This is a genomic window from Amycolatopsis sp. NPDC088138, from assembly GCF_044741685.1.
Classification (GTDB): Bacteria; Actinomycetota; Actinomycetes; order Mycobacteriales; family Pseudonocardiaceae; genus Amycolatopsis.
Window position 1 is genome coordinate 1,547,267 of sequence record NZ_JBIUTB010000001.1, and the last position, 25,736, is coordinate 1,573,002.

At 70.4% G+C, this 25,736-nt stretch carries 20 protein-coding genes and 2 pseudogenes; 9 read left to right on the forward strand and 13 right to left on the reverse strand.

The genetic code is table 11. The annotated features are described in order from the left end of the window. Nucleotides 1-3 precede the first annotated feature (3 nt). On the forward strand, nt 4-753 hold the full coding sequence (locus tag ACIOD2_RS07015; protein WP_400535215.1) for an SDR family oxidoreductase: 750 nt from the start codon (nt 4-6) through the stop codon (nt 751-753). 95 nt (nt 754-848) lie between these two features. Here the strand turns inward: ACIOD2_RS07015 and ACIOD2_RS07020 are convergent, their stop codons facing one another. After that, nucleotides 849-3,014, reverse strand: a complete 2,166-nt coding sequence (locus tag ACIOD2_RS07020) for a GH92 family glycosyl hydrolase (protein WP_400535216.1) — start codon at nt 3,012-3,014, stop codon at nt 849-851. Nucleotides 3,015-3,757: 743 nt separating this feature from the next. Here ACIOD2_RS07020 and ACIOD2_RS07025 point away from each other — a divergent pair. Further along, nucleotides 3,758-5,200 carry a non-reducing end alpha-L-arabinofuranosidase family hydrolase gene (locus ACIOD2_RS07025; protein WP_400535218.1) on the forward strand — a complete coding sequence of 481 codons (1,443 nt, stop codon included), beginning with the start codon at nt 3,758-3,760 and terminating at the stop codon, nt 5,198-5,200. Nucleotides 5,201-5,232: 32 nt separating this feature from the next. Here the strand turns inward: ACIOD2_RS07025 and ACIOD2_RS07030 are convergent, their stop codons facing one another. Continuing rightward, complete coding sequence (locus tag ACIOD2_RS07030) at nt 5,233-6,246, reverse strand: LacI family DNA-binding transcriptional regulator (RefSeq protein ID WP_400535220.1); 1,014 nt, start codon at nt 6,244-6,246, stop codon at nt 5,233-5,235. Nucleotides 6,247-6,493: 247 nt separating this feature from the next. Here ACIOD2_RS07030 and ACIOD2_RS07035 point away from each other — a divergent pair, with 247 nt between their 5' ends. After that, nucleotides 6,494-7,945 carry a glycoside hydrolase family 6 protein gene (locus ACIOD2_RS07035; RefSeq protein ID WP_400535221.1) on the forward strand — a complete coding sequence of 484 codons (1,452 nt, stop codon included), beginning with the start codon at nt 6,494-6,496 and terminating at the stop codon, nt 7,943-7,945. An 81-nt stretch (nt 7,946-8,026) separates the two neighbouring features. Here ACIOD2_RS07035 and ACIOD2_RS07040 read toward each other — a convergent pair whose 3' ends face one another. The 4 genes from ACIOD2_RS07040 to ACIOD2_RS07055 form a co-directional block, all read right to left on the reverse strand. Further along, a complete protein-coding gene (locus ACIOD2_RS07040) occupies nt 8,027-8,734 on the reverse strand; it encodes an antibiotic biosynthesis monooxygenase (protein ID WP_400535222.1) in 708 nt (235 codons plus the stop codon). 78 nt (nt 8,735-8,812) lie between these two features. Continuing rightward, nucleotides 8,813-9,736, reverse strand: coding sequence for a helix-turn-helix domain-containing protein (locus tag ACIOD2_RS07045; protein ID WP_400535224.1), 924 nt, complete (start codon nt 9,734-9,736; stop codon nt 8,813-8,815). A gap of 233 nt (nt 9,737-9,969) precedes the next feature. Continuing rightward, nucleotides 9,970-10,812, reverse strand: coding sequence for an oxidoreductase (locus ACIOD2_RS07050; RefSeq protein ID WP_400535225.1), 843 nt, complete (start codon nt 10,810-10,812; stop codon nt 9,970-9,972). 121 nt (nt 10,813-10,933) lie between these two features. Then, on the reverse strand, nt 10,934-11,293 hold the full coding sequence (locus tag ACIOD2_RS07055) for a zinc-binding dehydrogenase (RefSeq protein ID WP_400535226.1): 360 nt from the start codon (nt 11,291-11,293) through the stop codon (nt 10,934-10,936). On the opposite strand from ACIOD2_RS07055, the pseudogene ACIOD2_RS07060 reads away from it, so the two are divergent. The 4 genes and pseudogenes from ACIOD2_RS07060 to ACIOD2_RS07075 all read left to right on the forward strand — a co-directional run bounded on the left by ACIOD2_RS07060 (nt 11,257) and on the right by ACIOD2_RS07075 (nt 15,593). Further along, nucleotides 11,257-12,430: pseudogene (locus tag ACIOD2_RS07060) on the forward strand (MFS transporter). The gene ACIOD2_RS07055 and the pseudogene ACIOD2_RS07060 overlap by 37 nt on opposite strands. A gap of 39 nt (nt 12,431-12,469) precedes the next feature. Then, nucleotides 12,470-13,264, forward strand: a complete 795-nt coding sequence (locus ACIOD2_RS07065) for an AraC family transcriptional regulator (protein ID WP_400535227.1) — start codon at nt 12,470-12,472, stop codon at nt 13,262-13,264. Between the two features lie 77 nt (nt 13,265-13,341). Then, complete coding sequence (trpB, locus tag ACIOD2_RS07070; RefSeq protein ID WP_400535228.1) at nt 13,342-14,577, forward strand: tryptophan synthase subunit beta; 1,236 nt, start codon at nt 13,342-13,344, stop codon at nt 14,575-14,577. A gap of 53 nt (nt 14,578-14,630) precedes the next feature. Continuing rightward, on the forward strand, nt 14,631-15,593 hold the full coding sequence (locus ACIOD2_RS07075) for an AsnC family transcriptional regulator (RefSeq protein ID WP_400535229.1): 963 nt from the start codon (nt 14,631-14,633) through the stop codon (nt 15,591-15,593). Nucleotides 15,594-15,610: 17 nt separating this feature from the next. Here the strand turns inward: ACIOD2_RS07075 and ACIOD2_RS07080 are convergent, their stop codons facing one another. The 4 genes and pseudogenes from ACIOD2_RS07080 to ACIOD2_RS07095 form a co-directional block, all read right to left on the reverse strand. Then, nucleotides 15,611-16,438, reverse strand: a complete 828-nt coding sequence (locus tag ACIOD2_RS07080) for an FAD-dependent monooxygenase (RefSeq protein WP_400535231.1) — start codon at nt 16,436-16,438, stop codon at nt 15,611-15,613. Between the two features lie 74 nt (nt 16,439-16,512). Next, nucleotides 16,513-17,109 (reverse strand): annotated as a pseudogene (locus tag ACIOD2_RS07085) (hypothetical protein); the annotation flags it as partial. Nucleotides 17,110-17,217: 108 nt separating this feature from the next. Next, complete coding sequence (locus ACIOD2_RS07090; protein WP_400535232.1) at nt 17,218-18,120, reverse strand: aldo/keto reductase; 903 nt, start codon at nt 18,118-18,120, stop codon at nt 17,218-17,220. A 29-nt stretch (nt 18,121-18,149) separates the two neighbouring features. Next, entirely contained in the window at nt 18,150-18,782 is a 633-nt protein-coding gene (locus tag ACIOD2_RS07095) for a nitroreductase family protein (protein WP_400535234.1), read from the reverse strand. 274 nt (nt 18,783-19,056) lie between these two features. Here ACIOD2_RS07095 and ACIOD2_RS07100 point away from each other — a divergent pair, with 274 nt between their 5' ends. After that, nucleotides 19,057-19,932 (forward strand): fumarylacetoacetate hydrolase family protein, encoded by an 876-nt coding sequence (locus ACIOD2_RS07100; RefSeq protein WP_400535235.1) that lies wholly within the window; start codon nt 19,057-19,059, stop codon nt 19,930-19,932. Between the two features lie 96 nt (nt 19,933-20,028). Then, nucleotides 20,029-20,769: a ribonuclease activity regulator RraA gene (locus tag ACIOD2_RS07105; RefSeq protein WP_400535237.1), complete on the forward strand. Its 741-nt coding sequence runs from the start codon at nt 20,029-20,031 to the stop codon at nt 20,767-20,769. Nucleotides 20,770-20,944: 175 nt separating this feature from the next. On the opposite strand, the gene ACIOD2_RS07110 is transcribed toward ACIOD2_RS07105, so the two are convergent. The 3 genes from ACIOD2_RS07110 to ACIOD2_RS07120 are packed head-to-tail and all read right to left on the reverse strand — an operon-like array spanning nt 20,945 to nt 25,652. Beyond that, nucleotides 20,945-22,204: a mandelate racemase/muconate lactonizing enzyme family protein gene (locus ACIOD2_RS07110; protein WP_400535239.1), complete on the reverse strand. Its 1,260-nt coding sequence runs from the start codon at nt 22,202-22,204 to the stop codon at nt 20,945-20,947. Beyond that, a complete protein-coding gene (locus ACIOD2_RS07115; protein ID WP_400535241.1) occupies nt 22,201-24,219 on the reverse strand; it encodes an ABC transporter permease subunit in 2,019 nt (672 codons plus the stop codon). Before ACIOD2_RS07115 ends, ACIOD2_RS07110 begins: the two co-directional genes overlap by 4 nt. Further along, nucleotides 24,216-25,652, reverse strand: a complete 1,437-nt coding sequence (locus ACIOD2_RS07120; RefSeq protein ID WP_400535243.1) for an ABC transporter substrate-binding protein — start codon at nt 25,650-25,652, stop codon at nt 24,216-24,218. The genes ACIOD2_RS07115 and ACIOD2_RS07120 overlap by 4 nt, the downstream gene beginning before the upstream one ends. Nucleotides 25,653-25,736: the final 84 nt, after the last annotated feature.

Sequence of the window (25,736 nt, forward strand, 5' to 3'; positions counted from 1 at the left end):
GACATGGGAAATCTCGACAGCAAGGTCGCCCTCATCACCGGCGGCTCACGCGGCATCGGTGCCGCCATCGCCCTCCGGCTCGCCCGTGACGGCGCCGACATCGCCCTCACCTACACCGCGGCCGAGGACGCGGCCACCACCGTCGCCAAGGAGATCACCGGCCTCGGACGCAAGGCCCTGGTCCTGCGCGCGGACCAGGCCGACCCCGCCGCGGTCGACGCCGCCGTCCAGCAGGTCACCGGCGAACTGGGCCGGCTCGACGTCCTCGTCAACAGCGCCGGCGTCACCCACACCGGCCCGGTCGGACCCGGCGGCCTCGACCTCGAGACCTCCGACCGGCAGATCGACATCAACTACCGAGGCGTGCGCAACGCCGTCCGCTCCGCCGCGGCCGTCATGGCCGACCACGGGCGGATCATCAACATCTCCACCTCCACCGCCACCGGCTCGATCATGTTCCCCGGGTTCGCCGAGTACTCCGCGACCAAGGCGGCCGTCACCGTCTACTCCAAGGGCGCCGCCCGCGACCTGGGCGCACGAGGCATCACCGTCAACGTCGTCCAGCCCGGCCCGATCACCACCGACATGAACCCCGACGAGGGCGAACTCGCCGACCTGCTCAAGGCCCGCGGCGCCCTCGGCCGCTACGGCACGACCGAGGAAGTCGCCGCACTGGTCGCCTTCCTCGCCGGTCCCGAAGCCGGTTACATCACCGGCGCCACCTTCAACATCGACGGCGGACTCGCGGCGTGACGGGTGTGCCTCGTCCGCGCGGGATGCGCGCGGACGAGGCACTCCCGCGTCCGTTGACCGTCCACATGCGACATCGGGGAATCGACGGCGCCTTGTCAGCCCCGGTTCAAGGACGGTGGCGGTACGGCCACACCCCACGACCGGTTCGGTACCCCACTCATCCGGAGCACGAGTTCGCCGCCGTGAACGATCTCGTCGTGCGTGAGCCAAGCCCGCTGCAACGGCTTCCCGTTCAACGTCGCGGACTCCACGTACACCCGGTCCGGAGCGTTGCCCACCGCCCGCACGGTGAACGTCCGGCCGCGGCCGGTGGCGAACCGGACGCGGTCGAAGACCGGGCTGCCCAGCACGTACACCCCGCTGGCCGGGGAAACCGGGTAGAACCCCGCCGCCGCCAGGACGTACCACGCCGACATCTGGCCGGCGTCGTCATTGCCCGCCAGGCCGGTCGCGCCGGTGCGGTAAGCGTTTTCGCACACGTACCGGGACCACTTCTGGGTGAGCCACGGCGCACCCGCATAGGTGAACATGAACGGCATCTGCTGCACGGGTTCGTTGCTGTGGTTGTAGTTCTCGTTCCACTTCATCATCTCCTCGGGCGGCGTCCGCTCGAAGATCCCGTTGAGCCGGCTGACAAACGCCGCACGCCCGCCGGCCAGGCCGATGAGCCCGCCGACGTCGTGGGGAACGAACCAGCCCTGCTGCTCGGGGTTGCTTTCGATGCAGCCGTCACCGTCGCCCATCCAGCTGCCGTCGGCGTTGCGGCCGCGGAACCAGCCCGCGGCCGGGTTGAACAGGTGACGGTAGTTCTGCGACGTCCCGTATAGCGTCTTCGCGTCGTCACCCTTGCCGAGGGCCTCGGCGAACCGCGCGAGAGCGTAGTCGGTGTAAGCGTTTTCGAGCGTGGCCGAGAGACTGTAGGTGACGCAGTAGCCGAGCGAAGACCAGTTGGCGAAGTCGGTGCGGTTGGACCGGGCCGCCGGGCCGAGCGCGACTTCGCGGCAGAAGCGGTACGCCTTCTCGACGTCGAACCCGCGCAGCCCCTTGAGGTACGCCTCGGCGATCACGTTCACCGCCGCGTCCCCGAGCATGGTGTCGGTGTCCTTGCCGAGCAGCTCCCAGCGGGCGAGGCCGCGCACGTGACCGGCGTCGGTGAGCGAAACGAGCGACGCCACCGTCTCCTCGACCACGCCGGGGTCGATGATGGTCAGGAGCGGGAACTGGGCGCGGAACACGTCCCAGCCGCTGAACAGGGTGCGGTGCGTGACGCCGTCGCGCACCGGCGCGCTGTCGCCGACCCGGTGGCGGCCGTCGACGTCGCCGAAGAGGCGCGGGTCGATCATCGAGTGGTAGAGCGCCGTCTCGAAGATCTTCCGCTGCTCGGCCGTGCCGCCCTCGGCGACGACCTTGTCCAGCGCCTGCGACCACGTGCGCCGTGCGCCCGCGACGGCGGCTTCGAAGCCCCAGCCGGGCTGGTCGTGCCGGAGGTTGCGCCGCGCGCCGTCCAGGTCGACGAACGACACGCCGCCCCTGACCTGCAGCTGCTGTCCCGCCCGGACCGGGAACTCGGCGAAGAACCCCAGCTGGGTCCCGTCGCGCTCGGACAGGTCCGTGCGGACGTCCGTGCCGTCCCACGTCCCGAAGGCCCCGATCGGCTGCGCGAACTCGAGCACGAAGTACACGGTGTAGGCCGGGCTCTGGGCGCCGCAGCCCCAGCCGCCGCCGGTGTGGTCGCAGCGCAGCCACCCCTGGACGGTGGTGGCGTCGACCTGCCGGACGTGCTGCGCGATCGAGTGGGAACCGTCGGGCCCGATGCGGCGGGTGAGGTCGACCTTGACGCGGCCGGTCCCCGCGTCGTGGAAGGTGAACCGCAGGAGCCCGGCGCGCGTCGCGGCGGTGAGCTCGGCGCGCACGCGGTAGCGGTCGAGTTCGACGGCGTAGTACCCGGCGTGCGCGACCTCGGTTTCCTTGCGGTACGGGCTCTTCGCGTCGTCGCGGCCGGTGACCAGCGGGCCGGTCTGGGGCATGACCTGCAGGTTGCCGAGGTCGCCGTAACACCCGACCCCGGACATGTGCAGGAAGCTGAAGCCCTCGATCGTGGTCATCTCGGCGGAGTAACCGCTGCCGTTGTCACCCCCGGAGACGGTGTCGGGGCTCAGCTGAACCAGCCCGAACGGCGCGACCGCGCCGGGGAACGTCTTCCCGCACGCCGTGTCGGCGGCCGTGGTCACGGCCCCGATCATCGGATCGATCTCGTCCACCGAAGCAGGACGGCCACCTGATTCGGCCGCTGCCGCAGCGGTACCGGTCATCGCCACCGCGGCGAACGCGCCACCGGTTCCGGCGAGGAATCCTCGCCTGGACAACGAGTTCGCCATTGCCACCCCACCTCTCGATCGTATTGGCCGACGCAAACACCCTGACGGATCATGCCGACACGGTCAACACATAGGTCGGACGTATCGTCCTTCTGTCTGGTCCGTGTCCACCGCGGCCGGGTGCGCATCCTCGATTAGTACGGTAGGTTGATGGTCATGCATCTTGACTAACTGGAGGGTGTTCATGCTCGCGGCCTGCCCGGCCCGGATCGGCGAGCGGGCACCGCGGCCGAGCACGCGGTCGTGCCCGCCGCGCACGCGGTGGCGCCGCCGGCGGGCGCCATACCCACGTACGCGACCAGCGACGGCCACCCTCGACCGCGTCGCCGACGCCCAGGCCGGCGCGTCCGGCCGGGTGATGCTCGATCCGTCGCCCGCCGCCGGCCGCGATCCACGCAGCAAGGGCGAAAGTCCGTCGTGGCCTGATCCGGGAAATGTAACTTTCATGGCCGTTCCGTCCTTTGTGGACCCGGCGCGACGGTCGTGAGGTGCCCGGTCACCCGGGCCGTCGCGCCGGGTCCCCGAGGGCGCGGCCGTCCGGATTGACATTCCTTCTCCCGGAAGCCCAGGGTGGCGCACCGCATGTTAGCGATAACACTCGTCTCGCTCGCCGGGAGAAGGTCGTCATGAACAGAGGAAGCACCAGACGCAGGATCCAGACCCTGATCGGTGTGTTCACCGCCGCGTCGACCGTGGCGCTGGCGGTGACGCTGGGGGCCGGCGCGGCCGCGGCCGACGTCACCGGCGCGCTGCGCGGTGCCGGTTCGGGCCGGTGCCTGGACGTCTCGAACACCAGCCAGGCCGACGGTGCCCTGCTGCAGATCTACGACTGCACCGGCGGGGCGAACCAGCAATGGACGTCGACCTCCGCCGGCCAGCTGACGGTGTACGGCGGCAAGTGCCTCGACGTGCCCGGCGGCGCGACCACCGGTACCCGGGTGCAGATCTGGACCTGTCACGGCGGGGCCAACCAGCAGTGGCGGGTGAACTCCGACGGCACGATCGCCGGGGTGCAGTCCGGGCTCTGCCTGAACGTCGCCGGCGCCGCGACGGCCAACGGCACCGCGGTGCAGCTCTGGACGTGCAACGGTGGCAGCAACCAGAAGTGGACGGGCCTGTCGGCCACGCCCACGACCACGCCGACCACGACCACAACCGGCGGCGGCTGCGCCCTTCCCTCGGCCTACCGGTGGAGCTCGAGCGGGGTGCTGGCGACACCGAAGAACGGCTGGGTCTCGCTCAAGGACTTCACCACCGTCGTCTCCAACGGCCAGCACCTCGTCTACGCGTCGGACGTTTCGGGATCGTCGTACGGCTCGATGGCCTTCAGTCCCTTCACGAACTGGTCCGACATGGCCTCGGCCGGCCAGAACGGGATGAGCTCGGCCGCGGTGGCGCCCACACTGTTCTACTTCGCGCCGAAGAACATCTGGGTGCTGGCCTACCAGTGGGGTGCCTGGCCCTTCATCTACCGCACGTCGAGCGAACCCACCAACCCCAACGACTGGTCCTCGCCGCAGCCGCTGTTCACCGGCAGCATCGCCGGCTCCGGTACCGGTCCGATCGACCAGACGCTGATCGCCGACGGTGCGACCATGTACCTGTTCTTCGCCGGTGACAACGGCAAGATCTACCGGGCGAGCATGCCGATCGGGAACTTCCCCGGAAGTTTCGGCTCGTCGTACACGACGGTACTGAGCGACTCGACGAACAACCTGTTCGAGGCGGTCCAGGTCTACAGGGTGCAGGGCCAGAACCAGTACCTCATGATCGTCGAGGCGATCGGCGCGAACGGGCGTTACTTCCGCTCGTTCACGGCCGGCAGCCTGAGCGGATCGTGGACCCCGCAGGCCGCCGGCGAAAGCAACCCCTTCGCGGGCAAGGCCAACAGCGGCGCCGGCTGGACCAACGACATCAGCCACGGTGACCTGGTCCGCACCGATCCGGACCAGACCATGACCGTCGACCCCTGCAACCTGCAGCTGCTCTACCAGGGCAAGTCCCCCAGCGCGACCGGCCCGTACGACCAGCTGCCGTGGCGGCCGGGGGTCCTGACGCTGCAGCGCTGACAACGTCCGTCCCTCGGGATGAGGCCATGGCCTCATCCCGAGGTGCGCGCGACGAGCTCGGTGTCCAGCACCGCGCGGCGCGGTCCGGCCGACCCGCCGAGCATCGCCAGCAGCTCGCCCGTCATCCGGGCCCCCATCTCTTCGATCGGCTGGCGCACGGTCGTGAGCGGCGGATCGGTGCGACGGCCGATCGGCAGGCCGTCGAAGCCGATGACGGCCACGTCGCCGGGGACCCGGCGCCCCGCGCGGCGCAGGGCCCGCAGCGCGCCGATCGCCATCATGTCCGAGGCGGCGAAGATGGCGTCCACATTCGGCCTGCGGTCCAGCAGGCGGGCGGTGGCGTGCTCGCCGGAAGCCTGGCCGAAGTCCCCGAACACCACCAGCCCGCGGTCGCCGTGGCCGGCATCCGACACCGCCTGCCGGTAGCCGAGCAGGCGGTCCACGCCGGCCGTCATGTCCTGGGGTCCGGCGATGGTCGCCACCGTGTGCCGGCCCGCGTCGAGGAAACGCTGGGTGGCCCGCCGGGAGCCGCCGCGGTTGTCCACGTCGACGTAGGAGAAGCGGCCTTCCCGCCCGCAGGCCGGGCGGCCGCCGAACACCACCGGGATGCCGAGCCGGCCCAGGTCGAGCGGCCGGCGGCCGTGCATCCCGATGACCAGGGCGCCGTCGACGTGCCCGCCGTCGAGGTAGCGCACCACCGGCGCCTGGTAGTCCTCCGTCGCCGGCACGGTGAGCAGCACGAGCTGCAGGCCGACGCCGGTCAGCGCCCGGCCCGCCCCGGCGGCCACTCGGGCGAAGTAGGGATCGGCGAACAACCGCGGGACTTCTTCGCACACCACGAGCGCGACCGAGCCCGTGGGCCCGGCCAGCGCCCGCGCGGCACGGTGGCGGGCGTACCCGAGCGCCGCCATCGCCGACTCGACCTGCTCGCGCGTTTGCGGCCGGACCCGGGGGAAACCGTTGAGCACGCGGGACGCGGTGGCGGTCGACACCCCGGCCACCCGCGCGACGTCGGCCAGGGTCGGCCGTGACTCGGCGAAGGACACGTTCGCTCTCCCAAGACGTCGTCGTCTTTTTGGCTGCGGGGGATGTCACGACCGCTTTGGTCCACAAAGGACCGAGTGGTCACCACCCCGTCGTCACCCGACGAGTATGACCCACTCGACGCCCGCCACCGCCTGCCCGGAAGACCGCCGGGACCGAAGGGCTCTTTCCCGCCCGCCTCGCGCCGGTTACAGTGTGCCGGTATGGGAGCGCTCCCAGTCGCCAACGCCGACGACGCTGTGAGGACTCATGAGAGCGACGAAACAGGTACGCATTCCCGACGAACGCACCACCCCTCCGACCGCCCGAAACGCCCGGCCGGAACGGCTGTCCGCCGGGCCGGGGAAGAGAAGCACCAAGTTCGCCGTCACGGCCCTCGGCACGACGCTCCTCGCCGGCGCCACCGCTCTCACGGTGGGTGGCAGCGCCCAGGCCGCCTCCTCGCCGTTCTACGTCGACCCGGGCACGAACGCGGCCCAGTGGGTCGCCGCCAACCCCGGCGACGCACGGACGCCGATGATCCGGGACCGCATCGCCGCCACACCGCAGGGAAGGTGGTTCACCACCACCAACACCTCGACCGTGCGTGCCGAGGTCGACGCCTACGTGGGCGCCGCCGCGGCGGCGGGCAAGGTCCCGATCATGGTCGTCTACGACATCCCCAACCGCGACTGCGGTGGCGCCAGCGGTGGCGGCGCGCCGTCCCACGACGCCTACCGGGCGTGGATCGACCAGGTGGCCGCCGGCATCGCGGGCCGGCCCGCGGCGATCGTGCTGGAGCCCGACGTGCTCGCGCTGATGTCGAACTGCCAGTCGGCCGACCAGCAGAACCAGACCAAGGCTTCGGTGGCCTACGCGGGCAAGAAGCTCAAGTCCGGTTCGACGCAGACGAAGGTGTACTTCGACATCGGCCACTCCGCGTGGCTCTCCCCCGCCGAGGCCGCGTCACGGGTGCGGGCCGCGGACGTCTCCGGCAGTGCCGACGGCATCGCCACCAACGTCTCCAACTACCGCTCGACCGGCGACGAGGCGGGCTTCGCCAAAGCGGTGCTGAACGCGGTGGGCGACTCGCGGCTGCGCGCGGTGATCGACACGAGCCGCAACGGCAACGGGCCGCTGGGCAGCGAGTGGTGCGACCCGGCGGGACGGGCCGTCGGCACACCCAGCACCGACGCCACGGGTGACGCGCAGATCGCCGCGTACCTCTGGGTCAAGCCGCCGGGCGAAGCCGACGGCTGCCTCGCCGCGGCCGGGCAGTTCGTCCCGCAGCGGGCCTACGACCTGGCGGCCGCCGGTGCGCCGCCGGCCAGTACCACGCCGACGAGCGCCACCACGACGGCGACCCCGACGACCTCGACGACTCCGCCGACAACGCCGACCTCGCCGGGCAATGGCTCGTGCGCGGTGACGCACCGGGTCGTCAGCTCGTGGCAGAACGGTTTCACCGGCGAGGTCGTCATCGAGAACCGGGGCGCACCCGTCGACGGCTGGACACTCACGTTCTCCGCGCCGGGAGTGACCGTCGGCCAGGGCTGGAACGCGACCTGGACCGACACCGGCGACACCGTACGGGTCGTCAACGCCTCGTGGAACGGCAAGCTCGGCACCGGCGGCTCCGCGACCGTCGGCTACAACGCGGACTACAGCGGCGGCACCCCGCCGTTCCTGTCCCCTGCCCTGAACGGAGTGTCCTGCTCCTGAGTCCCCGGTGCTCGTCGCCTTGGTCCGGCTAGCTCGCGTGGCGGGTCCAGCTGGACCGCGGCGGCGTGCGCGGCCCCTTCCCTACTTCGCGATCGTCTCCTTGCTCAGCAACACGTCCACCTTCCGGACGTGCGCGGCGGTGGCCAGGATGGTGTTCATGCGCTCGATGTCGCGAAAGACGTCGCCCCCGCCGCCGGCGATGTGCGCGTTGCGGCCGGCGATCGTCGGGAAGGCCTCGAAGATCGCGAACTCCGTCTCCGAGTGCCGGACCGCGTACCACGGCCCCGTCGCGGGTTCGTCCTCCACGCACGCGCGGATGTCGCGCAGCATCCGGAGAACGTCGTCCTGCCGCCCTGGCCGTGCTTCGATGCGGATGGAGAACGCCTTGGGTCCCTCGGCGCCGTCCTCCCCCGTCATCGTGACGCCCGCGTGCCGTGTGGTGACGTCCGCGGGTTCGACCTCGACGAGGTTGGTCACGTGGTAGTCGCCGTCGATGACCCGGGCGAGGCCTGCCTTGTGCTCGGCGAAGTACGGCGTCTTCACATGCGCGTCCTGGGCTTCCTGGCCGGCCCAGAGTTCGTTGACGTAGACCTCCAGCCGCCGGTCTTCGGGGCGTTCCGGCTCCTCCCCGAAGAAGCGGCGGCTGCTGGGCACGCTTTCCAGGTACTCGTAGAACAGGCATCCCTCTTCGGCCCGCGTCGGCGCGAGCATCGACCGGAAGACCGCACGGGCCTCGGCTTCCCGGCCGGGACGTACGAACCCCCGCGCCATCACTCGCACCTGCGCCATGGTGGTTGAGCCTAGGACGCGGCGCGGGCCGCTTCGGTCCCGTTCGTGCGGACCGGCGGGCCGGATCTTGCTGTTCGCTCAGCGGCGGAGGTCCCGCCGGAACTCCGACGGGGAGATACCGTTCTCCCGCCGGAAGAGCGCGGCGAAGTGCTGGGCGCTGCCGAAGCCGCAGGCGATGGCGATGTCGGCGATCGACGTCCGTTCGCGCTCGAGGCGGGCGGTCGCCTTGCGCAGGCGCAACCGCTCGAGGTAGCGGCGCGGCGTCTCGCCGGTCGCTTCCCGGAACAGGCGGAGGAAGTGGTACGGGCTGAGGTGGACGGCCGCGGCGATGTCGGCGAGCCGGATCGCGTCGCTCAGGTTGTCGTGCATGAACTGCTCGGCCTTGCGCACGCGCGCTTCGTCACGCCCGAGCGCCTTCACCGCGTTCCGGCCGGTGTGGTGCTCGAGCAGGTGCATGCAGAGGAAGGCCTGGGCGGAGTCGGCGTACAGCGCGCTCGCCCGTGCCTCGGCGGCTCGGGCCAGCGCGCGGACGACGGCCTCCACCGTCGGGTCGCGGCACAGGAGCGCGTCCGGCAGCCGGACCCCCGTCCCGCGTCCGTCCCACAGGTGCTCGGCGGCGTCGGCGAGGCTCTGCCCGGGCAGGTGGACCTGGATCGTCTCGATCGGCTCCGGCCCGGTGGCCCGCCACCGCAGCGTCGAGGGTTTGCCCGGCTCGGTCATGGCGATGGACCCCGGCACGTGGTGCGCCCGCCGCCACCGGCCGCCTTCGGTCGATTCGACGGCCATCGATCCGCGCACCTGCAGGTGGATCAGCTGATCGGGGACGGGCGAGAGCGTCGTGTGCTCCATCACCGACGCGTGCTCGAAACGCCGGACCAGCAGCGAGGTCCAGTCCGTGTGCGCGCCGCCGTCGAACTTCCGCACGGCGTGCGCGCTCTGAGACTGGCCGAGCGTCTCGACCGAGATTCGTGGCGCCGCGGCGCCGGCAAGGTGACCAGGCACGATGACCGAAGGTTATCGCGACGGCGAGCCCCGGCGCACGTCCGCAGGATCTCCAGCAGCGGGTCTGGGACGCGAGCGTGGCGGCCTCGGCGCTGCCGGACACCGCCTTCCGCGACAGCGACCGCAGGAAGAGCGCGCGGCTCATCCCCGGCTGCGCCGTTACCGGCGGCGCGGGCCGCGACTTCACGAAGGACCACCTCGCCATCGTTTTCTTGCCGCCGCCTCGGCGGCTGTCAGCTGACGGCCTCGCCGTCGGTCGTGCGGGAAAGCTCCGCCCAGGCGTCGAGCTCCGCGAGCCGCGCCTGGTACTCCTCCCGGGCGCTCTCGAGGGCGTCCGAGCCGAGCAGCAGGTGCAGCGGCGGTTCCGCCGCGTTCGCCAGCTCCACGATCGCGGGACCGAGCTTGGCCGGGTCACCGAGCTGCTGGTGGTTGTGCGCCTTGTAGAAGGATTCGGTCTCGTCACGAACCGCGGCGTAGTCGTCGATCGCGTGGTCCGAGAACTGAGCCGAACTCGAGTCCAGGAAGTCGGTCCGGAAATAGCCCGGCTCGACACTGGTGACCTTGATTCCGAGGGACTTCACGTCCAAAGCGAGATTGGCGCTGAAGCCCGCGACGGCGAACTTCGACGCGGTGTACAGCACACACAGCGCAAAGGGAACGACGCCGGCGATCGAGCTGAAGTTGATGATCCGGCCCGCTCGCTGCTTCCGCATCGTCGGCAGCACGGCACGCGTGATGCGCATCAGCCCGAGGACGTTGGTGTCGAACTGCCGCTGCACCTCTTCTTCGGGCGTCTCCTCGAAGATCCCGATCAGCCCGTAGCCGGCGTTGTTGACCAGCACGTCGATGCTCCCGAACCGTGCGAGGGCCGCCTCGACGACGGCCGCGGGCCCCTCGGGATCGGTGACGTCCAGCGAGTGGGCCAGCAGCTGGTCGCCCGCACCCGGAAACGCCTTCTCGACGGCAGCGGAGTCCCGTGCGGTGGCCACGACGTTGTCGCCCGCGGCAAGCGCGGACTTCGCGATTTCGGCGCCGAGCCCGCGCGCCGCGCCAGTGATGAACCAGGTCTTCGTCATCTTGTCTCCCATAGTGAATTCGTCACTTGGCATTCGGTGCCAAGCCTAGTTTTCCGGCGCCGCGGTCCTCGCCCCGATTCTTGTGGACCGGCGGACGAGATCTTGCGGAACGCCCGGCACCTCAGTTCGGCTGGGGAACGAGGACGTACTTGCCGACGACCGCACGGCCGGCGTAGCGGCCCAGAACCGCGCCGGCCTCGTCGAGGGTCGCCGTGGCCGGCTTCGGCGGATGCACCTCGGCCCGCGCGATCCGCCCCAGGACGTCCTCGAGCAGCGCCGCGGTGCCCTCGGGGCCGGCCACCTCGCGGGCCCTGTCACCCCAGTCGACGCCGATGACCGACCGGTTGCGCAGCAGCACGACGTTCGCCGGCAGCCGCGGGATCTCCCCCGAGGCGAAGCCGAGGACGCAGAAGCGGCCACCCGCGCGCAGGGCCCGCAACGACGATTCGGCCGCCGCCCCGCCGACCGGGTCGATTACCACGTCCGCGCTGCCGCCTGTTCGCCGCCGCCATCGGCAACGCGCTGGAGTGGTACGACTGGACGATCTACGGGCTGTTCAGCATCTACTTCGCCCCCCAGTTCTTCCCCACCGAGAACGAGACCTTGGCGCTGCTCAACGTCGCCGCCACCTACGCGCTGGCCTTCTTCTTCCGCCCGCTCGGCGGACTGCTGCTCGGGCGCTTCGCGGACGTCCGGGGCCGCCGGCCGGCGATGCTGCTCACCATCGTGCTCATGGGTGGCGGGACGCTGCTGATCGGCGTGCTGCCCACCTACGCCGAGATCGGCTGGCTCGCGCCCGCCCTCCTGGTCCTCGTCCGGATCGGCCAGGGGCTCTCGGTCGGCGGTGAGACCGCGAACTCCAACGCCTACCTCGCCGAGATCGCTCCGCCGGACTTCCGCGGCCGCTACAGCTCGTTCTTCCAGATGTCCACCGCCTCGGCGGTCCTGCTCGCTTCCCTGAGCGGCTTCTTCCTCACCGGATCCCTGGGTGGCGCGGTGATGCAGGCCTGGGCCTGGCGGATCCCGTTCGTCGTCGGCGGTGTGCTCGGGGTGCTCGGCCTCCTGCTGCGCACGAGCCTCGCCGAGACCGAGCTGTTCGAGGCGCGCGGAACCGTCGCCGCCCGGATCCGGCACCCGCTGCTGACAACCCTCCGGCGCCACCCCATGAGCGTGCTCCAGATCGCCGGGATCGGCATGCTGGCCTCCCTCGCCTTCTACACCTTCTTCGCCGCCGTCACCCCGTTCGCGACGAAGGGCCGCGGCGCCGAGGCGCCGACCGTGTTCCTGGCCCTCTCGATCGCCACAGGCGGGTACGCGGCCCTGCAGTACCCGATGGGCAAGCTCTCCGACCACATCGGACGACGACCGGTGCTGCTGGCCGGAGCCGGCGGGCTGGCGCTCGCCGTCGTCCCGCTGTCGTTCCTGATCGGCCCGGGCTTCCCCGGGCTGCTCACGATGTTCGTGGTGGGGCTGACGGACCGCGCCCTTCATCCTCACCGCGCTCACCGCGGCCGGCGGCGCAACGGCCTTCTTCTGGTACGTCGCCGCGAGCGCCGTCATCACGTTCCTCATCGTGCTGGTCACCCTGCCCGAGACCCGCGGCAAGACACTGTCGTGACCCTCGAGGCGCGCGGCGTGCTTTGCTAACGTCCTCGTCGTGACCCGGGTCGACTCGATGACGTTCGCCCACCAGCACGCGGATCTCCTCCGCGCGCGGGCGGCGGCGGTGGAGTTCGACCCGCACCTGCACGGCACGTACTCGGTCGTGGTCGTCACGAACGGAACCGCCCACATCCGGTCCGGCCGGTGGAGCCGGACCGTCCACACCGGAGACGTGTTCTTCTTCAACCCGTTCGAGGTGCACGCGGGCCGGAGCGCGGGCGGTCCCGCGCGGTACGACGTCCTCTACCCGTCGGAGGCGTTCCTCGACAACTGCGCCGCCGCGACCCGGCCGGGCGAGATCCGGACCCTGCGCACCGAGGTGCTGGCGCGGAACCGGACGACCCGTGAGCTGGTGGATGCACTGTCCGCGCCGATCGGCGGGGACAGCGCCCGGATCGAGGAATCCCTCCGGCAGGTGCTGCGGGAATGCCGTTTCTCGGTCGAGTCCCCGCGGTCGACGCCGATGTCGATAGCGCGCACGGCGTGCCGGCTCATCCGGCGGGACGGCCCGCACTCGACCCGCACGGACGACCTGGCCCGCGAGATCGGCGTCAACCCGAGCCACCTCGCCCGCTCCTTCCGGAAGACGATCGGCATTCCCCCGCAGACCTACGCCCGCCAGGTCCGCGTCGCCCGGGCCCGGGAACTCATCTGCGCCGGGTTCGAGCTGAACGACGTCGCGCAGATGGCGGACTTCGCCGATCAGCCGCACCTCACCCGCGAGTTCAAGAAGGTGTTCGGCGTGCCGCCGGGTGTGCTGTCACGCGGCGTGCGGCAGCCTCCGCGGTAGGGGCCGCGGCGCACATCCTGTTCAAGATTCCGGGACCGGCCGCGCCTTACCGTCGACCTGCCCGAAAGGTGGTCACGATGCCGCGCAGCACAAGCAGTCACGCCGGCCGTTTTCCCGATGCCCACGGTTACTACGGAGAGTTCGGCGGCAACCACTGGCCTCCGCTCCTGGGGCCCGCACTCGAAGAACTCGCCGGCACCTACGAAGAACTCCGGTCGTCGCCGGACTTCCGGCGCGAGCTCGACAGCGTCCGCACCGGCCTCCAGGGCCGGCCCACACCGGTGCACCACCTGAAGAACACCTCGGACCAGGTGGGTGGCGCCGCCATCCACGTCAAACGCGAGGACCTCAACCACACCGGCGCGCACAAGATCAACCACTGCGTGGGGTTCGCACTCCTCGCCAAGAAAATGGGCAAGCGGAAGGTGATCGCCGAAACGGGTGCCGGCCAGCACGGCGTCGCACTCGCCGGCGCGGCCGCACTTTTCGGGCTCGAATGCGAAGTCCACATCGGCGCGGTCGACGCCGACAAGGTGAACGCGAACGTCGGCCTGATGCGCCTCCTGGGTGCCCGGGTCGTTCCGGTGGCCGCCGGCCAGTCGACGTTGAAGGAGGCCAGCGACTCGGCGCTGGACGCCTACACCGAGCAGCACGCCCACGCGCTCTACGCGATCGGTTCGGCCATCGGGCCCCATCCGTTCCCGATGATCGTCCGGGACTTCCAGTCGGTCGTCGGGCAGGAGGCTCGCGCGCAGTTCCTGGCGATCACCGGCGGAAACCTGCCCGACCACGTGGTCGCCTGCGTCGCCGGTGGCTCGAACGCGCTCGGGCTGTACTCCGGGTTCCTCGACGATCCCGAGGTCGTCCTGCACGCGGTCGAACCGCTCGGCAGGAGCGCCCGGCCCGGTCAGCACGCGGCCACCCTGACGTTCGGCCGTCCGGGAACCCTGCACGGGGCCCGGTCCGTCGTCCTGCAGGACGACGACGGCGGACCCGCCGCGGTGAGGTCGATCGCCTCGGGGCTCGCCTACCCCGGTGTCGGCCCCGAGATGGCCATGCTGGGTGCGTCCGGCCGGTTGTCCGTCGCCACCGTTCCCGACGAGGAAGCGGTCGCCACGTTCCGCCGCATCGCCCGGTCGGAAGGCATCATCCCGGCGCTCGAGAGCGCGCACGCTCTCGCGTTCGCCATCCGCCTGGCCGCGACCAGGCCGCCCACCGAGCACATCCTGGTCAACCTGTCGGGGCGCGGCGACAAGGACGTCGGCTTCGTGCTGGCCAATCACGACGGCGATACCTCCGAATATCGGCCCTGAAGGTCGATATTCGGAGTCCAGTACGCTACCGTGTCGGAGTCAAGGAGGTTCCTGTGCCCGAACTCGACGCGCTGGACAAGCGGATCTTCGGACTGCTGGCCGAGAACGGGCGCATGTCCAACCTCGAGGTGGCCGCCCAGGTCGGTGTGTCGGAGAAGACCGTGCGCCAGCGGATCCGCCGGCTGATCGAGCGCGACGGGATGCGGGTCGGAGCCACCATGGCCCTCCCGGCGCCGTCGCGGCTCATCGTCCTGGTGCGGGTCGAGTCGGGCCAGCGGTACGCCGTGGCGGACCGGCTGGCGTCGATGCCCCAGGTGGACGAGGTCCACCTGACGACCGGGGCCTACGAGCTGATCGTCCTGGCGTCGTTCGAATCCGACAGCGAGGCTCTCGAGTTCTACGTCCGCCACGTCGAGCAGGTACCCGGAATCGAGGAGTCGGTCTCGACGCACGTCGTCGAGACGATCACCCTCGGCACCGCCGGCCGGTCGGACCACGTCAAGCGGTTCGACGAGCAGGCGTCCCGGGTCGGGAGCATGACCGAACTGCTCGACCTCGCCTGCGACGTGGCCACCGCGTCGCTGGGCGCCGACCGGGTCCACGTGGCCGCCGGGGACGCCCGGCTCGCCGATCCGGCGCCGTCCCCGTCGCCGGGCACGATGCGCTGGCGCGGTCTCTCGTCCCGCTACGTCGAGGAGATCCTGATCAAGGGTCGGGCCGAGGGGGTCGTCCTCCCCAACATCGTCAAGCACAACCAGCACGTCTTCGTGGCCGACGCCCAGACCGACCCGATCTTCCGGTCCGCGACCGACCTCGTCGTCTCCGAAGGGTTCCACAGCTGGCTGGGCATGCCCGTGTGCCACGGCGACACCCGCCACGGCACCCTCTGCCTGTACTGGAACACCGTCATCACCTACCGCGAGGACCTGGTCCGCCAGGGCCAGGAGCTGGCCGACACCCTCGGCAAGCACCTTCCGCGCTTCTCGGCCGAGCCGGCTGAGCCTTCGCCGGCCTGAGGTTCCCGCCCCGTTCGTCATGCCGCGGTGTCGTTCAGCCAGTTCAGGTAGCGGGAGAAGCGCTCCACGTAGGACGCCGGGGTCGGTGCGGTGGCCATGGCCTTGGCGTGCCGGCGCACCTGCCGGTACCGGGCGATGCGGTCGGTTTGGTAGCTGTCCAGTGCCGACGGGATGTCGCCCCGGCTGAGCCGGTCGCCGAGCACGTACGCGTCTTCGATGCCCAGTGAGGCACCGGATCCGATGTGCGGGGACATGGCGTGTGCGGCGTCCCCGGCCAGCACGACACGGTTGCTCTTCCAGTGCGGGATCTCCGGTACCACGGCGACCTGGTTGTCCATCACCGCATCGTCCGGGGTGGCCAGGACGACCTCGCGCAGCACGAACCGGGAAGGCCCGTCGTGCAGGTTCTCCACCCTGGCAACGGCTTCCTGTTTGGGGCTTCCGGTGAACTCGCCGGTGACACCGAACTGGGCCAGCACCCAGAAACAGGAACCGTCGGCGAGCCGCGTCACCATGCCGCGGGTGCGGTGGTGCCCGATGGTCGGGTAGCTGTCGCCGAGATCCCCGTCGAACGGCAGTACCGCCCGCCAGACATGATGGCCCTCTTCGTAACGGTGGCTGTCCGAGCCCGGAACGAGCCTCCTGCGCACCCGGGAGTTCAGGCCGTCGGCGCCGACGAGCAACTCCGCGCGCTCCTGGTCGCCACCGGCGTAGTGCACGAGGACGCCGGTCTCGTCCTCGGTGTAGCCGGCCACTTCCGTGCCGGTGCGGATGTTCTCTTCGCCGACAGCGGAGACGAGCAGCGCGCCGAGCCGCAGGCGGTGCACCACCCGCGCCGACGGCATGTCGCCTGCGTCCAGTACGGCACCGGAGGGGTCGAGAAAGCGTTCGAACCGGGTTCGGCCTTGATTTCGGACAGCCGTGGACCGAGCCCGAGCCGTTCGAGCTCGGTGATCGTGTGCTGCCAGATTCCGAGCCCGGCACCGGCCTGCCTGACCTCCGGTGCCCGTTCCCGGACCGCGACCTCGAACCCCGCCCGGCGCAGCGACAGCGCGGCACTCAACCCGACGATGCCCGCACCGGCCACGATCGCCCGGCCGCGCGCCCTCACACCGTCACTCACGTGCGGCTTCGGGCCCCGGTGGTCGGGGCCGGTCGGGATCTCGGTCATTTCGCCCTCCCCTCCGGCGTTCCGCCGGGGCCGAGGCCGGCAAGGTGGCCCCTCGGCGCGACGGGCACCGCACGTCGGCCAGCGCGGCGATCCGCTTCCGCACGTCTTCCATCGTTCCGGAGGGCTCTTCGCCCGGGCGGCGCGTCGCGTGGATTCCGTGACGACCACGGTGCACGGCTCCTCGGAAATCACTTGCCACCGGTGGTTCGAACCACAAAAGACGACGACGTCGCCCTGCTTCAGGATCTCGCGGGTCCCGTCGGACGCCTCGAGCGCGATCGTTCCGCTGACGATCGTGTCGATGGCTCCTGCGAGGCCGGCGACCACGCACCTGGTACGGCTCATCCGGATATTCCTTCACCTCCTTTCGCCGGTCGCCCAGATCCGGTGCATGACGTCGACCTTGGCGATGAAGCGTTTCTCCGCACCGTCGAATTCGTCGGTGTCGCGGCCTCAGCCGGCCGCGATCGCCGGGGCGAGACCGTCGAGGACGGCCATCGCCGGATCGTCCAGTTCGACCAGGACCGACGCCACGTTCTCCCGGAGGTGGCCGACACTGGCGGTGCCGGGGATGAGCAGCGTCGAGGGATCGTGCGCGAGCAGCCACGCGAGCCCGACCTGGGCGGGCGTGGCACCGAGCCGGGCGGCGACGTCGAGCACGGCGGGTTCGGCCAGGACGTTCCGGCTCCCGGGCGTGGCCGAGCCGAGCGGGAAGAACGGCACCCAGGCGATTCCGTTCTCGCGGCAGAGCTCGAGCACCGGGTGGTCGGCTCGGTGGAGGAGGTTGTAGAAGTTCTGGACGCACACGATCCCGGCGGGCAGCGCCCGGCGAAGCTGGTCGGCGTCGACCGAGCTGAGACCGATCGCGCCGATCTTGCCCTCGTCTCGGAGCGCGACGAGCTCGGCCAGCTGGTCGTCCAGATCGACGATCTGGTCGTCGGGGACGGTGAAGGCGCCGGTCCGGCCGTGCTGGACGCTGCGGATGTTGACCACGCCGACCTGGTCGACACCGAGGCCGCGCAGGTTGTCCTCCACCTGGGCGCGCAGCTGTGCGGGCCGCTGCGCCAGGACCCTGCCCTCGCCGTTGTGCACGGCGCCGACCTTCGAGACGAGCACGAGGTCGTCGCCGTAGGGGGTCAGCGCCTCCCGGATCACCTCGTTCGCCGTGCCGGGGCCGTAGAAGCCGGCGGTGTCGATGTGGTTCACGCCCAGTTCGACGGCGGTGCGCACCACGTCGATCGCGGTCTCGCGGTCGACGGCCGGGCGCCCCGGCAGCTCCGCCAGCTGCATCGCGCCGAAGCCGACGCGCGTGACGTCGCGGCCGGCCATCCTGCCCGTCTTCGTCGTTCGGAGCATGTCCGTTCCTCTCGGTCCGTGAACGCCGGTCACCAGGACTCGAAGTGCAGGACGTCCTCGATCGGCTTCCGCTTGAGCGGGCCGAACGGGCGGGCCGCCCACCCCACCGCCATGGTCACGCCGATGATCTTGTGGTCCGGCACGCCGAGCACCGCTCGGACGCCCCTGGTGTTGAGCGTGTGTATCCCGGTCGGGGCGACCCCCAGGCCCATCGCCCGCCCGGCCACGAGCATGTTCTGCGCGGCCCCGTAGATGGCGGCGAACTGGTAGCGATCCTCCTTCGGGTCGCCGGGAACCCACGACGACGCGCAGATGAAGATGAGCACCGGAGCGTCTCGAAGGGTGGTCAGCAGGTGTGATCCACCGTCGTACATGCGGCGCTTCACCGGGTCGGTGACACTCGCCGTCCGCGCCTTGACGCCATCGAGCGCCGAGCTGTCGGGAAAGATGGTCTCGTGCAGGCGCGTGCGCTGTTCCGGTGACGTGACCACGACGAAGTCCCAGAGCTGGGAGTTCTCCGGAGTCGACGCCCTGGTACCGGCCCAGATCAGCTTCCGGACCACCTCGTCCGGCACCGGCTCCCCGGTCAGCCAGCGCATGGTCATGGCCGAGCCCATCGCCTCGAACACGTCCATGGTCGGCGCCTCGATGTCCGTCGTCATATCGATCTCCAGCTCGTACTGATCCGAGGTGTCGGTGCCGAAGTCCGAATATCGGCGCTTAAGGTCGACTTCCGGAACCTACAAGGCGAGATTCCGGCCGTCAAGAACTCAGCCGTCGGATATCGACGGACCCGACATCCACTACGGCCGCCCGTCGTCCGCCTGAGCGGTGGTGGCATTCACCCTGCCGCCGCCGCGGTTCCCGGCTGTTCGGCACTTGTTGACCGCCGCGCTCCGCCCTCCGTAGGTTCGCCAGTGAACGAGGAGGTCCGGCATGAGCCACCTGGTGCGATTCGCCGACGGAACCGGCGACATCCGAGTCGGCCTGCTCACCGGTGAGCAGCTGCGGCCGCTCGCGGTGGCGTCGATGAGCGAGCTGCTGCGCCGCCCCGTGGCGGAGATCCGCGAGCTGGCCGAGGCCGCCGGGGAGCCCGTGCCCACCGCCGGAACACGGCTGCTGCCGCCGCTGGACGGGCGGATGGAGGTGTGGGCCGCCGGAGTGACCTACCTGCGGTCCGAAGAGGCCCGCCGCGAGGAGAGCGCCGACGAGGACGTCTACGCGCGGGTGTACCGCGCGCAGCGGCCCGAGTTGTTCTTCAAGTCGCCCGCGTGGCGCGTGGTCACCGACGGCGAGCCCATCGCGGTCCGCGCCGATTCCGGCAACAACGTGCCGGAGCCGGAACTCGGGCTGCTGCTGACCGGTGCCGGGGAGGTCGCCGGGTACCTCGTGGTCGACGACGTCAGCTCCCGCAGCATCGAAGGCGAGAACCCGTTGTACCTCCCGCAGGCCAAGATCTACACCGGGTCGTGCGCGGTGTCGGCGCGGGTGCGGCCGGCGTGGGAGGTGCCGGACCCGCTGTCGCTCGGGATCCGCATGCGCATCCTGCGCGACGGCCACGAAGTGTTCGCCGGCGAGGCCAATACCGCACAGCTCAACCGCACACCGGCCGAGCTGGTCGAATACCTGTGGCGGGACAACGACTTCCCCGACGGCGCCGTGCTCTCGACGGGCACGTCCGTCGTGCTGGGACTCGACCAGGGGCTGCGGGCGGGAGACGTGGTCGAGATCGAGATCGACGACGTCGGATCGCTGCACTCCCCCGTGGTGCCGGGCGCGGACGAGGTGCGCCGGGTGCTCGCCGCGCGCTGAGGGCAGGACGTCGCGGAAGCAGGTCCGCCGGACTAGGCTCGAATCGAGAGATTCATGGGCAGTCAAGGTCAGCGCGGATCCGAGGGAGCCACCGACGTGGTCGAGACGCACGACATCGTTCGCCCGCCCGCCGAGCTCAGCGCGGCCCTCGCGGCCATCGGCAGCGCGACGGCCAGCGGCGAGCTGAGCCGCATGGGCATCCGCAGCGCGTTCATCAGCGGCCCGGTCTCGGTGACCCCCGGCGTGCGCGTGGCCGGACCGGCGCTGACGCTGCAGTTCCTGCCGAAGCGGGAAGACCTCTACCCCGTCGACGAGTACGAAGAACCGGAGAAGCAGCTGCACCGGCACGTCATGTACCACGCCCGGCCCGGCGACATGATCGTCGTCGACGCGCGCGGAGACATGGGCAGCGGCGTGTTCGGCGAGATGATGCTGACCTACTTCAAGGGCCGCGGCGGCCTCGGTGTGGTGGTCGACGGCTGCCTGCGCGACATCGGCGAGGCCAAGCAGCTCGGCCTCGGGCTGTGGATCCGGGGCGCCACACCGAACTTCCACGTCCAGACCGGCATCGTCCCGGCCGCCGTCAACGTGCCGGTGGCGTGCGGTGGCACGCTCGTCGAGCCGGGCGACATCGTCGTCGCCGACGACGACGGGGCGGTCGTGGTGCCGGTCAAGCTCGCTCCCGCCCTGGTGGCCCACGCCCAGGAACACGCGGAATGGGAGGAGTTCTCCCGGATCCGGCTGGCCGAGGGCGGCGATCTGCGGCGCTACTACCCGCTCTCGGACGAGGCCCGGCCCGAGTACGAGCAGTGGCGCGCCGAACAGGGCCGCGCCTAGGGCCTGGCCCGGGACTGGGTCACGGACGGCCGATACCCGGCGCACCGAGAGCCCGCCGTGCGGGATTCCGGAGCTGGTACGGGCGCGAGTGACGGAAACTCCCGATGTCCGCCACCCGATCGCCCGTCTGTGCGGCACCGGGATTGCCGCCGCCGGCAAGAATACCGGGCCGCGCCTAGCTCCACAGGCGGTCGTGGCTCGACTCCTCGTCCCAGTGCGTCGTCTCGGCGAAGAACACCGGATCGCGCGGGTCGAGGTGGCGGCGCAGCAGCTCCTCGTTGACGTCCCCGAACCCCAGTCCCGGCGTGTCCGGCACGGTGATGTGGCCGTCCTGGATCAGCGGGCCGGTGACGAGGTCGCTCCAGAACTCCACGTCGGCCGCGTGGTGTTCGAGGGCGAGGAAGTTCTCCGTGGCCGCGGCCAGGTGCACGCACGCCATCGTCGCGATCGGTGACGCCGCCAGGTGCAGCGCCATCGCGATCCCGCGCTCCTGCGCGTAGTCACCGATCCGCTTGGTCTCGGCGATCCCGCCCGCCGTCGCCGGGTCGGGGTGCACGACGCGGACGGCGCCGGCGTCCAGCAGCGGCCGGAAGCCGTCGAGCAGGTAGATGTCCTCCCCCGTGCACGTCGGGACGGCGACGGCCTCGGTGAGCTGCCGCCACTGGCCGGTCAGCTGCCACGGGATCAGGTCCTCGATCCACGCCAGGGTGAACGGTTCCAGCGCGCGGCCGATCCGGATGCCCGAGTCGAGGGCGATGTGGCCGAAGTGGTCGGCGGCGAGCGCGACGTCGTAGCCGACGACGGACCGCACGATGTCCACATAGGACACCAGATGCTCGACGCCCTTGGCGGTGACCTGGATGCCGGTGAACGGGTGCATCGTCGTCACGTCTTCGCGAGCGCCCGGTGGCGCGATCAGCGCCCCCGGCACGTCCCACAGCAGGTCGACGCCCACGTCCATCTTCAGCATCGTGAACCCGCGCTGCTTGCGCTCCAGCAGCCGGGTGCCCATCTCGTGCGGGTCCGGCAGCGACGGAGTGTCCGCGTAGCAGCGGATCTCGTCCCGGAACCGGCCCCCGATCAGCGCGTACGCGGGCACGCCGTACGCCTTGCCGGCCAGGTCCATCAGCGCCATCTCGACGCCGGAGACGCCGCCGCCCTGGCGGCCGTGGAACCCGAACTGCTTGATCTTGCGGAAGATCTTGTCGACGTTGCAGGGGTTCTCCCCCACGAGCCTGCTCTTGAGCATCAGCGCGTAGGTGGCGCTCGCCCCGTCGCGCACCTCCCCGTAGCCGACGAGACCCTGGTTGGTGTCGATCCGGATGATCGACGAGCGGAACGGCACACCGGCCAGCGTGGCCACGCGCAGGTCGGTTATGCGCAGCTCGCTCGGCCGGGACGCCGTCGCGACGTGCTCTTCGGTGATCTCGCTCATCCCTTCACCGCTCCCGCGGTGAGGCCCTCGGTCAGGAACCGCTGCCCGAACCCGTACATGAGCACGACCGGGATGCTGACCAGCAGCGACGCCGCGGCCAGCTGGCCCTGCGGCACGACGTCACCGAAGATCATCGACTGCATGCCGACGGGCAGCGTCTTGTAGTCGTCCTTGGTGATGAACACGAAAGCGAACAGGAACTCGTTCCACGCGTTGGTGAGCGTGAACAGCGCGACCGCGAGCAGGCCCGGCTTGGCCAGCGGCAGCACGATCCGGATGAACGCGCCGAACCGCGTGCAGCCGTCGACCAGCGCCGCCTCCTCGAGGTCGGCCGGGATCGACTTGAAGTAGCCCACGAGCAGCCACGTCGCGAACGGCAGGGTGAACGTGGGGTAGGCGAGCACGAGCGACCACAGCGAGTCGTTGAGCCCGATCCCGCTCATCAGCTGGTACAGCGGGATGAACAGCAGCGCGCCCGGCATCACGTAGGTGAGCAGGATCGTCACCGTGAAGCTCTCCGAACCCCGGAACTTCAGCCGTGCCAGCGCGTAGCCGGCCAGCGCCGCGCAGACCAGGGCGATCACCGTGGACGCCACCGACACCAGGATCGTGTTGAGGTACCAGGTCCCGAACGCCCGGCCCGAGAACAGGTTGGTGAACTGCTCGGTGCTCCACGGGGTCGGCCAGAGGTCGTCGGTGCGCGCGACGATCTGGTCGTCGGACTTGAAGGCCGTGACCGTCATCCAGTAGATCGGGGCGAGCACGAAGCCCAGCAGGCCCACGAGCGCGACCCCGGAGCCGCCACCACCGACGAGGCGGGCGGCGAGCCGGTTGCCGCGCGCGGCGAGCGTGGAGACGAGCCGTCCGACGGCGGCCGCGAGCACCACGAACACGCCCAGCACGAGCGCGGCCTTCCAGATGATCTGCGGCGACGCCCAGACCAGCAGGAGCACCGAGCCCGCGACGATCACCCACGGCAGCGCCCGGCGCTGAGCGGGACTCAGCCGCCGGCGCCCCATGTCGGCCGCGCCCGGCTGGTCGCTGCGTCGCATCATCCGCACGAGGATGACCACGAGGACGGCGATGACCGGCAGCATCACCAGCGTGACCGCGGCGCCCGCGCCCAGCTGCAGCTGCTGGATGGCCTTCGAGTAGGCCACCATCACGTACGGGGCGGTGGCGTCCCCCGGTCCGCCCTGGGTCATCAGCCAGATCAGGTCGAAGTTGTTGAACGTCCAGATCGACGACAGCAGCGTCGTCACGATCATGACCGGGCGCAGCCCCGGCAGCGTGATGTGCACGAAACGCTGCCACGGCGAGGCGCCGTCCATCATCGCCGCCTCGTGGAGCCCGCTGTCGATGGCCTTGAGCCCGGCGAGGAACGTCACCGTGAAGAACGGGATGCCCTTCCACACGTTGACCAGGATGACCGCCGGCATCGCGAGCGCGGGATCGGACAGCCACTCCGCGGGCCACTTGTCGACGAGCCCGATCGCGGCCAGGCCGGGCCCGATCCCGGAGTCGGTGAGCAGGACGTTGACGCTGCCGAAGATCGGGTCGAGCAACGACCGCCAGGTGAAGGCCGTGACGACCGTCGGGATCACCCACGGCAGCAGGATCACCCCGGCGATGACCGCCCGGCCGCGGCGCATGTGGTGGAGCATCATCGCCGCGATGAGACCGAAGACCACCTTGAAGATCTCGGCGTAGGCGGTGAAGACGAACGAGTTGAGCACTCCTTTGTGGAACAGGGAGTCGCGGATGAGGGCGGTGTAGTTGTCCAGCCCGACGAAGACCGTGCCCGCACCGTGGCGCTCGGTGGCGCTGGTGAAGACCGAGCTGATGATCGGGACCAGGATCAGGCCGGCGACCAGCACCAGCGTCGGCCCGATGAACACCGCGGCGAGGCGCCAGTCGCGCCCGAGCCGCCGCTGCGTGCGCGTGAGCGAGGACGACGCGCCCGGCGCCGGACGGGCCGGCGCCGGGTGTGTCCTCTTCGGACGCAGGATGGTCACTGCCGGTAGCCCTGTTGCTCGAAGATCTGGACGATCCGGGTGTGGGTCGCGGCCACGGCGTCGGCCGGCCGGGCGCCCTGGATCACCGACTGCATCATGTCGGTCAGCAGGTAGGCGGCGACGGCGGCCTGCTCGCCGGGACTCGGCGCCTGGGGGAAGGCGTACCCGGTCCTGGTCTTGATCGGCAGCACCGCGCGGGTCTGCTCGCGCAGCGCGGCGAAGGCCGGGTCACCGGTGGTGTAGTACGGGTCGGAGTCCCACACCTTGTCCCACGAGGGGTTGACCAGGCACGGTGCTTCCTTCGCGACCCCGAGCAGCGCGCTCCCGCTGACCATGAACTTCGCCACCAGCTTGGCCAGGTCGGGGCTCTTCGCCCCCTTGAACACGACGAACGAGTTGGACTGGCCGTACGCGAGCGGCCGGTCGACCGCCGGTCCGGTGGCACCGTTGAACGGGTGCGTGTTGGCGTAGACCGGGTTCTTCTTGGTCTTCGAGTCGGCGTAGACGCTGAACTGGTTGAGCGTGAGCCCCAGGATCTGGGCCAGCCAGTTCTCGTTGTTGCTCGAGTCGGTCCAGCTGCCGATGCCGGGCGGCAGCATCGGCGCGTACTTCGGGTTCGTGTAGATGTCGCCGATGAACGTGACGGCCGCGACGGTCTCCGGCGAGTTGAACACCACCTTCGTGCCGGTGTTGTCCGCGATCGCCCCGCCGTAGGTGCTGATGACGTTCTGGATGAAGCCGTTGGCGTCACCGGAGCGGTTCACCGTGAGCCCCCAGCCGAAGCGCCGTTTCGCCGGGTCCGAGACCGCCAGCGCGTTGTCGCGCAGCTCTTCCCACGTGTAGTGGAGCTTGAGCGGGAGGCCCTTTTCCTGGTACCAGTCCTTGCGCAGGTACATCCCGGTCGCGATGAAGTGGTACGGGATCGCGAACCAGCGCCCGTCGAACACGCAGTAGTTGGCCGCCTCCGTCGCGGGTTCCCCGTAAAGCGCTTTCATCTCGTCGACCACGTCGGTGACGTCGGTGAGGGCACCGAGGTTGTGGAGCTGGCCGACGAACCGCAGGTCGCTCATGAACGCCAGATCGCGGTTGGTGCCCGCCTTCACCTCGGCGTCCATCTTCGCGACCAGGTCGCCGGCGTCGCCGGAGACCAGGTCGTTGTGGACGGTGGTGCCGGTGGCCTGGGCGAACACCTGCAGCGACTTGTCCAGCGCCTTGTTGGCGGCCTCCGAGTACAGCTTCTGCGAGAGCATCCCCACCGAGCCGCCGCGGAGTCTGGAAGCTTGATCGAGCAGCGCCTGGGGCACTTGGACGTCGACCTGCGGCGCCGGTGCGGGGCCGCCCCCGCACCCGGCGAGCCCGAGCACGCCGAGCGCGCTCACCCCCGCGCTCATCCCGAGGAACGTACGCCTCGACAGGTCCATTTTCTCTTCCATGACAACTCCTCGTACCGACGGGGCGACGGTGCAACCGGCGGGACAGCGAGGCGAGTGCCACGCTGTGAGTGCTTCAAAGCTGAG